Origin of the sequence: Polynucleobacter sp. (genome assembly GCF_044342855.1) — a bacterium.
Taxonomy (GTDB): domain Bacteria; phylum Pseudomonadota; class Gammaproteobacteria; order Burkholderiales; family Burkholderiaceae; genus Polynucleobacter.
This window is the reverse complement of record NZ_JBIIPA010000017.1, coordinates 1-11,882: the sequence shown is the minus strand read 5'-3', so window position 1 is coordinate 11,882 and position 11,882 is coordinate 1. Positions and strand designations below refer to the sequence as shown.

14 protein-coding genes and 1 pseudogene are annotated in these 11,882 nt (G+C 45.7%); 11 read left to right on the top strand and 4 right to left on the bottom strand.

The genetic code is table 11. The annotated features are described in order from the left end of the window. Nucleotides 1-252 precede the first annotated feature (252 nt). The 6 genes from ACIQZ3_RS06860 (at nt 253) to ACIQZ3_RS06835 (ending at nt 6,580) form a co-directional block, all read left to right on the top strand. A complete protein-coding gene (locus ACIQZ3_RS06860; protein ID WP_397391579.1) occupies nt 253-2,487 on the top strand; it encodes an NADP-dependent isocitrate dehydrogenase in 2,235 nt (744 codons plus the stop codon). A gap of 159 nt (nt 2,488-2,646) precedes the next feature. Beyond that, complete coding sequence (gene msrP, locus ACIQZ3_RS06855) at nt 2,647-3,609, top strand: protein-methionine-sulfoxide reductase catalytic subunit MsrP (protein ID WP_397391578.1); 963 nt, start codon at nt 2,647-2,649, stop codon at nt 3,607-3,609. A gap of 23 nt (nt 3,610-3,632) precedes the next feature. Next, nucleotides 3,633-4,220: a sulfite oxidase heme-binding subunit YedZ gene (locus ACIQZ3_RS06850; RefSeq protein WP_397391576.1), complete on the top strand. Its 588-nt coding sequence runs from the start codon at nt 3,633-3,635 to the stop codon at nt 4,218-4,220. A gap of 13 nt (nt 4,221-4,233) precedes the next feature. Then, nucleotides 4,234-4,809, top strand: coding sequence for a lipocalin family protein (locus ACIQZ3_RS06845; protein WP_397391574.1), 576 nt, complete (start codon nt 4,234-4,236; stop codon nt 4,807-4,809). Nucleotide 4,810: 1 nt separating this feature from the next. Continuing rightward, a complete protein-coding gene (locus tag ACIQZ3_RS06840; protein WP_397391572.1) occupies nt 4,811-5,749 on the top strand; it encodes an MBL fold metallo-hydrolase in 939 nt (312 codons plus the stop codon). Between the two features lie 60 nt (nt 5,750-5,809). Next, entirely contained in the window at nt 5,810-6,580 is a 771-nt protein-coding gene (locus ACIQZ3_RS06835; protein ID WP_397391570.1) for an SDR family oxidoreductase, read from the top strand. Between the two features lie 6 nt (nt 6,581-6,586). Here ACIQZ3_RS06835 and ACIQZ3_RS06830 read toward each other — a convergent pair whose 3' ends face one another. Continuing rightward, complete coding sequence (locus tag ACIQZ3_RS06830; protein ID WP_397391568.1) at nt 6,587-7,126, bottom strand: DUF2889 domain-containing protein; 540 nt, start codon at nt 7,124-7,126, stop codon at nt 6,587-6,589. Between the two features lie 101 nt (nt 7,127-7,227). Here ACIQZ3_RS06830 and ACIQZ3_RS06825 point away from each other — a divergent pair, with 101 nt between their 5' ends. Further along, nucleotides 7,228-7,962: a pseudouridine synthase gene (locus tag ACIQZ3_RS06825; protein WP_397391566.1), complete on the top strand. Its 735-nt coding sequence runs from the start codon at nt 7,228-7,230 to the stop codon at nt 7,960-7,962. Further along, the gene (locus tag ACIQZ3_RS06820; RefSeq protein WP_397391564.1) at nt 7,946-8,257 is read left to right on the top strand and encodes a 4a-hydroxytetrahydrobiopterin dehydratase; all 312 of its coding nucleotides are present in this window, start codon (nt 7,946-7,948) and stop codon (nt 8,255-8,257) included. The genes ACIQZ3_RS06825 and ACIQZ3_RS06820 overlap by 17 nt, the downstream gene beginning before the upstream one ends. A gap of 4 nt (nt 8,258-8,261) precedes the next feature. On the opposite strand, the gene ACIQZ3_RS06815 is transcribed toward ACIQZ3_RS06820, so the two are convergent. The 3 genes from ACIQZ3_RS06815 to ACIQZ3_RS06805 all read right to left on the bottom strand — a co-directional run bounded on the left by ACIQZ3_RS06815 (nt 8,262) and on the right by ACIQZ3_RS06805 (nt 9,623). Further along, the gene (locus ACIQZ3_RS06815) at nt 8,262-8,480 is read right to left on the bottom strand and encodes a hypothetical protein (protein WP_046329638.1); all 219 of its coding nucleotides are present in this window, start codon (nt 8,478-8,480) and stop codon (nt 8,262-8,264) included. 58 nt (nt 8,481-8,538) lie between these two features. Then, on the bottom strand, nt 8,539-9,012 hold the full coding sequence (locus ACIQZ3_RS06810) for an isochorismatase family protein (RefSeq protein ID WP_397391562.1): 474 nt from the start codon (nt 9,010-9,012) through the stop codon (nt 8,539-8,541). Between the two features lie 80 nt (nt 9,013-9,092). Then, nucleotides 9,093-9,623: a GNAT family N-acetyltransferase gene (locus ACIQZ3_RS06805; protein ID WP_397391561.1), complete on the bottom strand. Its 531-nt coding sequence runs from the start codon at nt 9,621-9,623 to the stop codon at nt 9,093-9,095. A 110-nt stretch (nt 9,624-9,733) separates the two neighbouring features. Between ACIQZ3_RS06805 and ACIQZ3_RS06800 the strand changes: the two are divergent. From ACIQZ3_RS06800 to ACIQZ3_RS06790, 3 genes and pseudogenes are all read left to right on the top strand, one after another. Continuing rightward, nucleotides 9,734-10,506: pseudogene (locus ACIQZ3_RS06800) on the top strand (sulfite exporter TauE/SafE family protein). A gap of 19 nt (nt 10,507-10,525) precedes the next feature. Then, nucleotides 10,526-10,843, top strand: a complete 318-nt coding sequence (locus ACIQZ3_RS06795; RefSeq protein WP_397391559.1) for a hypothetical protein — start codon at nt 10,526-10,528, stop codon at nt 10,841-10,843. Nucleotides 10,844-10,891: 48 nt separating this feature from the next. After that, on the top strand, nt 10,892-11,710 hold the full coding sequence (locus ACIQZ3_RS06790) for a peptidyl-prolyl cis-trans isomerase (protein ID WP_397391557.1): 819 nt from the start codon (nt 10,892-10,894) through the stop codon (nt 11,708-11,710). Nucleotides 11,711-11,882 lie beyond the last annotated feature (172 nt).

The following is an 11,882-nucleotide window of genomic DNA, read 5'->3' as shown; positions in this document are numbered from 1 at the left end:
GTATCGCAGTTTACGTTGTAAGTGGATGGGGGATTGGCTTGGTGGATTCCCTTAATATTGACCCACTTCAGCCAATTTGGTGCCTAAAAGCCCTTAAATTGCCAGGGTCGATGATTTAAAATAGATGTCTCGGTCCAGTGCGTGAAATTACACCCAAGACAGCCAAAAGCGCCTGAAGTGTTGCGTGCGGAATGCGAGAGTGATTCGGTATAAGACCGAGCCCTAATATTTATCCATATCGAGGAAACATCAATGGCTTCAGAGAAATCAAAGATCATTTACACGCTGACAGACGAGGCGCCCTTATTGGCGACCTGTGCATTTTTACCAATCATTCGTACTTTTACAGCGCCAGCTGGGGTACAGGTTGTAGAGAGCGACATTTCTGTTGCGGCACGTATCTTGTCGGAGTTCTCTGATTGCTTAACGGCTGAGCAGAAATTTCCTGATAATTTGGCTGAGCTTGGCCGTATGACTTTATTGCCTGATACCAACATCATTAAGTTGCCCAATATCAGTGCTTCAGTTCCACAGCTGCTCGCTGCTATTAAAGAATTGCAATCGAAGGGCTACAAGATCCCTGATTTCCCAGATGATCCTAGGGATGATGCTGAAAAATCAATCCGCACTCGTTACGCAAAGTGCTTGGGTAGTGCAGTAAACCCAGTATTGCGCGAAGGCAACTCTGATCGCCGCGCACCAAATGCTGTTAAGCGCTATGCCCGCAAGAACCCGCACTCGATGGGTGATTGGAGCCAAGCTTCCCGTACGCACGTATCCCATATGCATGGCGGTGACTTCTACGCAGGTGAGAAGTCAATGACCATGACTAAGGCGTGCGATGTGAAGATGGATTTAGTAACGAAGAGCGGCAAGACGATTGTTCTTAAGCCAAAGGTCTCTTTGCTTGCTGGTGAAATTATTGACAGCATGTACATGAGCAAGAAAGCACTCTGCGAGTTCTACGAAAAGGAAATCGAAGATGCTTATAAGACTGGCATGATGTTGTCCTTGCACGTGAAGGCAACCATGATGAAGGTGTCACACCCAATTGTGTTCGGTCACGCTGTAAAGATTTTCTACAAAGATGCTTTTGAAAAGCATGCCAAGTTGTTTGAAGAGTTGGGCGTTAATCCTAACAACGGTATGAGCAGCTTGTATGACAAGATTAAAACTTTGCCAGAATCTAAGCGCGAAGAAATTATTCAAGATTTGCACGCTTGCCATGAGCACCGCCCAGCATTGGCGATGGTGGATTCTGCTAAAGGTATTACCAACCTCCATTCACCAAGCGATGTGATTGTGGATGCGTCTATGCCGGCGATGATTCGTGTTGGCGGCAAGATGTGGGGTGCTGATGGTCGTCTGCACGACACCAAGGCAGTTATTCCAGAAAGTACCTTTGCCCGTATTTACCAAGAGATGATTAACTTCTGTAAGACTCACGGTAACTTCGATCCAACAACGATGGGTTCTGTACCAAACGTGGGCTTGATGGCTCAGCAGGCAGAAGAGTACGGTTCACATGACAAGACTTTTGAGATCCCTGAAGCGGGTGTAGCTCGTATTGTTGCGGATGACGGCACAGTATTGCTCGAGCAGAATGTCGAAGAGGGTGATATCTGGCGCATGTGTCAGGTTAAAGATGCGCCAATTCGTGACTGGGTTAAGTTGGCAGTCAATCGTGCACGTTTGTCTGGTACTCCAGCAGTATTTTGGTTAGATGAGTACCGTCCACACGAGGCTGAGTTGATCAAGAAGGTTCAAACCTACCTGAAAGATTACGACTTAACTGGTGTAGATATTCAGATCATGTCTCAGACTCGTGCAATGCGCTACACCTTGGAGCGCATCATTCGCGGTAAAGATACGATCTCTGTGACAGGTAATATTTTGCGTGACTACCTCACTGACTTGTTCCCAATTATGGAACTCGGTACCAGCGCCAAGATGTTGTCTATCGTGCCTTTGATGGCAGGTGGTGGCCTCTTTGAAACCGGTGCGGGCGGCTCTGCTCCTAAGCACGTTCAGCAATTAGTTGAAGAGAACCATTTACGTTGGGATTCTCTAGGTGAGTTTTTGGCCTTAGCTGTTTCATTGGAGGATATTGGTGACAAGACTAATAATCCAAAAGTGAAGATTTTGGCTCGCACTCTAGATGAAGCAACTGGTACATTGTTAGATAACAATAAGTCACCATCACCACGTACTGGTGAGTTGGATAACCGCGGTAGCCAGTTCTACTTGGCGATGTATTGGGCTCAAGCCTTGGCAGCGCAAACCGAAGACAAAGAGCTGCAAGCCCACTTTGCTCCGATTGCAAAAGCCTTAACTGAGAATGAGCAAAAGATTGTTGCTGAGTTCAAGGAAGTGCAAGGCAAGCCAGCTGATATTGGCGGCTACTTTATGCCTGATCAAGCTAAGTTCAAAGCGGTAATGTGCCCAAGCACTACGCTCAATGAGATCTTGAAAAAAGCTGCAGCTTAAGCTGAGTTAGCGTCACAAAAAAAGGCAAACCAAGCGGTTTGCCTTTTTTCTTGTGTACTTCTATTTGCTGGAATTTAGCAGTTCAGCAAGAAATTGATAGGCGTAGGAGAATGGTTGGTATTGGCAATGTTGGCCTATATCCATTGAGGAGAATTGAATATGCGCGCAAATGAACTGAAGCGGCTATCTCAGGAGGTAACCCCCAAGTCAGTTTTTGAGGGACGTCGTGACTTGATTAAAAGTGCTGCTGCTGGCGCTTTTGGGCTTGCACTTGCTCCTTGGTTTTCGCGCGAGGCGCTGGCAAGTAATCCACAGAAGTTACTTGCTACACCGAACCCAAACTTTGTTCTGAAGGACGAGTCGACTAGCTATAAGTATGTGACCAGCTATAACAACTTTTATGAATTTGGAACAGACAAGTCGGATCCTGCCGCTAATGCTGAGAGTTTGCAGACGCGTCCGTGGATAGTAACGATTGAGGGTCTGGTTAAAAAGCCAATGACCTTAGATATTGATGCACTGCTCAAGCTCGCCCCGATGGAGGAGCGCATCTATCGCATGCGTTGTGTTGAAGGTTGGTCGATGGTCATCCCATGGGATGGTTACTCTTTATCTAAGCTGCTGAATCAGGTTCAGCCTTTAGGCTCGGCCAAGTATGTCGAATTTATTTCCTTGGCAGATCGCAAGCAAATGCCAGGACTCAAGAGTCAGATTATTGAATGGCCTTATCGCGAAGGTCTGCGCTTGGATGAGGCAATGAATCCATTGACTCTTCTTACCTTTGGTCTTTATGGCGAGACTCTGCCAAAGCAAAATGGCGCTCCAGTACGCATTGTGGTGCCTTGGAAGTATGGCTTTAAGAGTGCTAAGTCGATTGTTAAAATTCGTTTGACAGAAGAAATGCCTAAGACTAGCTGGAGTCAGTTCGATGCAAGGGAGTATGGCTTTTACTCCAACGTTAATCCTTTAGTCGATCATCCACGCTGGAGTCAGGCGGCCGAGCGGCGTATTGGCGATCCCAAAGGTGTATTTGCTCCCAAAATCAAAACCCAAATGTTCAATGGATATGGTGATCAGGTAGCAAGCATGTACTCCGGGATGGACCTCAAGAAGTTTTACTAAGGTCATGTGATAAGTACAGCTTGATGAAGTTACTGATTTTCCTGTTGGCGCTATTACCTTTAGATCGTTTGATCTGGCTAGGCTTTGCTGATAGCTTGGGCGCCAACCCCATTGAGTTCATTACGCGTTCAACTGGCACATGGTCGCTAGTCTTTCTGTGCTTGACTTTGGCAATGACGCCATTGCGTTTGCTGACAAATTCAGTTTCATGGATTCGGTATCGCAGAATGTTGGGCCTATTCAGTTTTTTCTATGCCTGCCTGCATTTTGGTATTTGGCTTTGGCTGGATCAAGACTTTGATCTAGCGGGAATGATTAAAGATGTGGTGAAGCGGCCATTTATCACCATGGGTTTTATTAGCTTTGTGTTGCTCATCCCATTGGCTTTGACTTCTACCCATTGGGCTCAAAGAAAGCTAGGTCGTCGTTGGGCGCAACTACATCGACTAATCTATCTGATTGCTTGCACCGTGATCCTGCACTATTGGTGGCACAAGGCGGGCAAGAACGATCTGGATACCGTGACAATCTATGCAGTTGTTTTGCTATTACTGTTATGTTGTAGGATTCCTTATATCCGCAAGCTCTTGGGCAGGCAGTTCATTACTTAACATCAACTCTTCTATGACTCTGTTTTCACATTTTCGCGCTTCACTTATTCCCATATTGGGTGCGCTGCTGATTTGCCTAGGATCATCACAGGCCACAGCTCAGCAAGGCGACCAAGCAGTCAAGACCATAGCCTCCTTGGATGTCCCTCGCTATCTAGGAACCTGGTATGAGATAGCGAAGTTTCCGAACTGGTTTCAGAAAAAATGCGCCTCGAACACCAGGGCTGTATATACCGCTAAGCCTGATGGTAATCTTCGAGTACTCAATAGCTGTAAAACTGCTGGTGGAGAGACTTCAGAAGCAGAGGGTTTGGCTCGTCAAATTGGCGCTAAGGACTCCCCAAAATTAGAAGTACGCTTTGCTCCGGACTGGCTTTCATTTTTACCAATGGTATGGGGTGATTACTGGGTGATTGATTTGGATGCGCAATATCAGGTGGCAGCTGTAAGCGATCCGAGAAGAGAATATCTTTGGGTTTTATCGAGAACACCGCAACTCGATCCTAAAGTCTATGCCGATTTATTGCAGCGCTTGAAGCAGCAAGAGTTCGACATTCAAAAGCTTGAGCTAACTTCCCAGAAAAATTAAGGTGTCTGAAAAGCAAATCGGCAATTACTTGCTACCCCCCGGAATCGATATCTTCGAACGTGGGTGGTTATCAGCAAATAACATTTTTATTTTCGGTGATGATGATGTTTCCTTGGTTGATACTGGGTACTGCGCTCATCAACAGATGACGGTTGACTTAGTCGTCAATGCGCTCAAACGGCATGGCTTAAAAACGCTTAATAAAGTAGTCAACACCCATTTGCACTCAGATCATTGTGGTGGCAATGCAGCTCTATCAAACGAATTTGATTGCGAGATCTGTATACCAGAGGCCGAGGCAATTGCTGTGCAAGACTGGGATGAGAATTTACTCAGCTTTCAGCAGTTGGGGCAAGAGTGCCCACGATTTAGACATCATGCTCTTCTCATACCTGGACAAGAAATTACCTTAGGCTCTTATCGCTGGCAAATTCTTGCAGCTCCCGGCCATGACAACCATTCAATCATGCTGTACCAAGAGCAGCATCAAATCTTGATCTCCGCTGATGCGCTGTGGGAGGAGGGCTTTGGAGTCATCTTCCCTGAGCTCTGGGGTGAGGGCGGCTTTGAAGAGGTGGCGCAGACGCTAGAACTGATTGAAGGGTTTCAGGTTGCCTTGGTTATTCCGGGGCATGGCAAACCGTTTACTGATGTAAAGAAGTCTATCGATACTGCTAAATCCCGCCTGGATTACCTCTCAAGCGATGCCGATCGTAATGCCCGTCATGGAGCTAAGGTGCTTCTCAAGTACAAATTATTGGAATGGCGCAATCAGGATTTGGCAAAAGTTAACCAGTGGATTTCAAATACGCCAGTGCTGGAAAGCATCCGTCAGCAAATGAATCTCGGTGTCGAGGAATTTCAGGATTGGCTGGTGCAGGCTCTAGTGAAATCTAAGGCTGCAGCGATTGACCGAGATATGCTGGTCAATCTGGATTAATAGCTCAACAAGCGTTTAATATGCATTACTCACGTATTTAAATAAACTCATAGAGAGAATATGGAACATACAGTTTTAGTAACCGGCGCTACAGCTGGCTTTGGAGAGGCAACTGCTAGACGATTTCTGGCGAATGGCCATAAAGTGATTGCTGTAGGCAGAAGGGTGGAGCGCTTAGAAGCTTTAAAGGCATCCCTTCCGGCAGAACAGCAGAAAAAATTACTTACCTTGGCCGTTGATGTTTGTGACAGTGCGAAGGTTGATAGTCTTGCGGCAACATTGCCGGCCGACTTTGCGAAGGTAACGGTGCTGGTAAATAACGCTGGATTAGCTTTGGGTTTGGAGCCAGCACATCAAGCATTTCTCTCGGACTGGGATCAGATGATTGATACCAATATCAAGGGCTTAGTGCATATGACGCGCGCTTTCTTGCCTGGAATGGTGGAGCGTAAATGTGGGCATGTGATCAACCTAGGTTCCGTGGCGGCAAACTATCCCTACCCAGGCGGCAACGTTTACGGTGGTACTAAAGCCTTTGTGCAGCAATTTAGTTTGAACCTCAGGGCGGATTTAATTGGTACACCAGTGCGCGTTACCTGCGTTGAGCCTGGCATGTGTTCTGGAACAGAATTTTCTAATGTACGCTTTAAGGGTGATGATGATAAGGCGGGTAAGGTTTATAGCGGTGTTAAAGCATTGAGTGCGGATGATGTTGCTGAGGCTATTTACTGGTCCGCCAACTTGCCAAGCCATATGAATATTAATTTAGTCGAGTTGATGCCAGTGCAGCAAGCTTTCAACGGCTTTAATGTTCACCGTGGTGAGTTTTAAGGAAACCTAGACTGTAGGTTTCCACTTGTAAAACTTGGGATAGACGCGCATTACTACTGGCCCATCAAAGTCCCACGATTTACAGGTTCCTAAATAGAGCGGTGGCTTGTTGTCATCCGGATCAAGTAAGGCTCCGGGAATAGATTGGAAGGCAGCTGTTGCGATATTACTTAGCAGCTCTCGCAAGTGCGTGCACCCTTTAATTCCGCCAAGATGTTCATTGATGGTTTTGCGCCAACCTTTGCCAAGGCGGGCGCCAATTAGCGCATCCATCGGTGGTATGACTTGAGGGCATTCTGGGTGAGGATGACTATCCATTGCCACCTCAATTGCTTGAATGATTAATTCTGTATTGACGGTAATGCGAACCCACATATCGTGAAAAGCTTGGCCAGGCTCCCAGGTTTTTCCACCAGTAGTAAAGGGGTGAAATTTGAAATCCCGTAAATGGGCCTCAATGTCCCACAGGCCATCTTCTCGAGCATAGCCCTGAAAAGTAATTTCACGGGTATGTAAGGGGATTCTGGGGGCTGGGGTTGAGAGCATGGCGGCAGTAAGTAAGAAGCTAAGTGAAGGTATATATCAATCATAACGGCTTCATTTCAGGGTCGTGTAGTCAGTCTACTTTGTAGTATTCTCGGCAACATATGGCCAAACCAATTTCTCTCGAAAAAATATTATTTAGTCAAGGATTTGGCACAAGGCGCTTTTGCAGCGATTTAGTCTATGCCGACCTAGTCAAGGTCAATGGTGTTTTGGCGGAAGATCCTGAAGAGCGGATTCCGACAGAGGGCTTGATGCTCAATGTGGAAGGTAAGGACTGGGAGTTTCATGAAAAAGCCTATGTCGCCTTTAACAAGCCCCCAAACTATGAGTGCTCTCACAAAACCACGCATCATCCAAGCGTCTATAGCCTGTTGCCTAAGCCGTTTGTAGAGCGGGGCTTGCAATGCGTTGGCCGTTTAGATTTTGATACTACCGGCTTAATTCTGATTTCAGACGATGGTCAGTTTATTCATAAGATGACTACGCCAAAAAAGAATATTGGTAAGGTGTATGAGATCACCACTCCAGAGCCTATTACCCAAAAACAGATCGATCACTTGCTTAATGGTGTTGTGCTAGATGATGATCCAAAGCCTTGTTTTGCCGCAGCATGTAAACAGCTCGGCGAAAATTTATTGGCGATGACTATTGTTGAGGGTCGCTACCATCAGGTGAAGCGAATGATGGCTGCAGTAGGTAATCATGTTGCCAAGCTACACCGTACCGAAATCGGGCAATACCTGATGCCTGCAGATTTGGCCGAAGGTGAATGGCGTTGGTTATATCCAGAAGATTTACAAAAGTTATCCAAAAGCGTGGATGCCCCCAGTGCCTAAGCCAAAGCTAGTTGCAAGCGATTTTGAGTTTGAAAAAATACTACCCGAGTGGCAGGTGAATCGGAACGCTCAAGAGCTGGCTCGAGTATTTGAATTTAAAGACTTTAAAGATGCCTTTGAGTTTATGGCGCTCTGTGCAGACTTTGCTGAAGAGCTTGATCATCATCCAGATTGGTCTAATTCTTGGAATAGGGTGTCAATTCGCTTGAGCACCCATTCGATGAAAGCCTTGACTGAGCTAGACATCACGATGGCAAGCGCCATGGATCAATTTGCCCATCAAGTCTTGACCTAGCTATTTATTGAACTTCCTCGTCATCTTCATCTTCGGAAGTGATGCTCATGAGGATGGTTGCTAGTAGGCCATAAACAACTTCGGTTGCGATCATGCCATCTTCATCAAGCTCGTCAATCAGATCATTCAAGCAATCTTCTGTCGGCTCATTTAAGAGTGTCATGGCGCATTCGCACCCATAGTCAAAATCTTCGTCGTTTTGGGTTTGAGTGTCGTTTGTCATATAAATCCTTTAAGTGATGATGCAGAATAGCAAATAAAGCCCCGCTAGCCCAGCCCTATTATTTGAGTAGAGCAAGAACTTCTTTGAAGGTTGGATTTTGAGCGCTCTTGAGCCACTCAAATCCCAGCATCTCTCCAGTGATGAGTCTGGCTCCAGCGGTTTGCAGCCGGTCTAGCGCGATTTGCTTATCGAGCGCTCTGCGTGATCCAACTCCGTCCACCACTATTGATACATCGTAGCCTTCATCGATGAGTTTGAGTGCTGTTTGCATTAAGCAAACGTGGGTTTCGCAACCCATCAAAATGCATTGCTGGCGATTGCTGGGAATTGCTGCAGTAAGACCATCAGCGCAGGCATTGAAATGCTCCTTGCTAATAGTTGTGTCGCAAAAAGGCTTAATGGAATCGACATTGCTCCCTAGGCGGCTTGGGCTCTGCTCTGTGCCGATAATTGGAATCTCAAGCAGTTGGGCAATCTTGGCGGTGCGGATACATTGATTTAGTACCGCCTCGCCTTGATCTATTGCGGGCATAAGACGTCCCTATAAATCGATCAAGACCAAGATGGATGAATCTGAATGAATGTGATTGGATCTATTCATAGCTATTAGTTTTATAGAAGAAGACTCACAGTTTTAAAGTCGGGATCATCATCGAGATTGGTTATTTGAAAACCCAGATCAGAAACTAGGTGCAACATTTTAAGATTTTTACTTAAGACATAACCTAGCATTTCTTGTAATCCATTTTCTTTTGCATGTGCAATGAGGTCAAGCATTAGATGCGTACCAATACCATGGGTAGCATGGCTATCACTAACGCTCAGAGAAAATTCACAACTACTTTTCTTGGGCGGCGTCACGTAACGTGCGATTCCAACAATCTCATCCGTGCCTGAATGATTTGCAATGACTGCAACTAAGGCCATCTCTCTTTTATAGTCTAAGTGCAGGATGTCATCTAGAAAATCATCCGGCAACTTAGAAATGGCATGGGCAAAGCGCAGGTAGCGGCTTTCGGGTGAGAGGTGATTAAAGAGCCCAATGATTCGCTCTCGATCATCCAGTTGGATAGGGCGAATAAGGTAATGCGACCCACCGTCAAGCGCATACGTCTTATTGGAAAATGAAATCGGTGTCATCATCAGCTAGATATAGTCGAGGCTCCTTTCTTCAGGATACCTTTTTATAGCTACCTCCATCGTGTTTTAGCTCTAAAATAGGCTTTCGCCTTATCGCACTTGGCAATTCCCTCATGATTTCTTTGGTTCAGGCTTTTAACGACCATTCCGCACTCTTCTTCGTATTGGCGGTTATTAGCGTCATTATTGTCGGGATCTCTAAAAGTGGGTTTGGTGCTGGCTTGGGGATCCTTTCCTTGCCTCTGATGGCAAGTCAGTCCAGCATTAATGAGGCTTTAGCAATTCTGTTGCCACTCTTGATTGCCATTGATTTAGTAGGATTGCGACGATTTCTCAGAAATGCTGATTGGAGAATATTAAAGCTGGTCTTATTGCCAGCTGCCTTCGGAATGTTTTTAGGCTACCTCTTTTTTCTGCTATTACCCCCAAAATTCTATCGCTCTCAATTGGTATATTTACCTCACTCTTTTTGATACAAAGTGTGGTGATCTCGCGCTTGAATCTTAAAGAGGCTAAACCATTTCCTTGGCTTGGAAGGCTGATGGGAGGATTATCTGGTTTTACCTCGTTTATTGCGCATGTAGGCGGTCCACCAATCACAATCTATATGCTGAGGGAGAAGGTTTCACCCATGGTGTACACCTCAACATTGGGTATATTTTTTACCGCGATCAATTTTGACAAATTAGTTCCTTATGCCTATCTTGATTTGCTGAACTTTAATCAGTTGGCTACCTCAATACTCTTGCTGCCATTAGTGCCTGTAGGGGTTTATCTAGGTTTTTATTTGGCCAAGAAGATTTCGGTTAAGTGGTATTACATCATCGTCCAATTTTTCTTATTAGTGGCTAGTATTAAATTAATTGCTGATGACTTGCTGGCCTAAGTACAACCAAGAAAGATGTATGAATTATTCCATTCGGCTTAAAGCGTTTTTGATCTTCGGGATTACTTTTAGCTTTGCATTCCCCGTCGCCGTTATTGCGCAGACTTTTTCACCCTATACTCCTGAGCAAATCCAAGAGTTTAATAACCAGCCTATTGCGCCGATGGAGACCCCTGCAGGCCCGGTTTACTTGGATCCACCCCCAGTTAGTCAAAAACCAAAGGTGCCTTTTGATTCACGCTATGTCAAAAATCCAGATGGTGAAGAGCAGGCTGAAGCGCAGGAGACCGATTCCGCTGCGCCCTTTGAGCCAATACCTGCCACCTTTACCTTCTAGCAAGGCCTAACTGTTAATATTGTTTCTACATATTAGAAAAGAGTTCCCATGAAATTACATTCCATTCGTTTGCTTGCAAGTGCTGTAATAGCCTTAGGTTTTGTTACAGCGGCCCATTCCCAAAACTCGCTGCCGATTAATGCGGCTGCCTCTGTGAATGGATACGTTATTTCCAATGACGCTGTCGAGCAAGGCATTCAAGCAGCTTTGTCTCAGGGTCAAAAAGATTCCCCAGAGCTTCGCAAGGCAGTCTTGGCAAAGATGATTGAAATTTCTCTCTTGTCACAACAGGCTGATAAAGATGAACTTGCAAATTCTGATAGAGCCAATAGTCAACTGGCTATGATTCGTCAAAATTATTTAGCGGATCTAGAGTTATCTACTTATATGTCTAAAAATCCCGTGACTGATGCGGATGTTCAAGCAGAGTACAACCGCGAGATTGCTTCTTTAGGCCCACAAGGCGCGATTGTGGAGTACAAGGTGAGTGATATTGCTGTTGCTACTGAGGCGGATGCACAAGCTGCCTTGGCCAGAATTAAAAAAGGTGAGTCTTTCGATAAAGTGGCTAAGAGTGTTTCATTGGCCCCAAACAAAGTGCAGGGCGGCGCTGTAGGTTGGGTGCAGGCAGGTCAGACTTTGCCACAAATTGCCAGCGTCCTGACAACTCTTTCTAAAGGTCAGGTTTCTCCAGCGCCAATTCAGATGCCGCAAGGTTGGTATTTAATTAAGTTGGAAGATAAAAAATCCAGCAAGCCGCCAACTTTTGAGCAGGCTAAAGCAGCTATTCGTAATGGCTTGATGCAGAAGAAGCAGTTTGAATTCTTGTCCCAATTGCGTCAGGGTGCCACTATCGTCGTGCGTTAAATCAAGTTAAACGATGAAAAAGGGCGCCGAGTGAACTGACCCACAAAAGTTGGACAGTTTATTCGACCCTGTAAATAAATTTGTGTAAGTTCCTGCGGCCAATGAACCTTCATAGAAGGAGAGCCACATGGAACACAGCACAATGGATCGTAGTAAATTACAAGCCTTAGCC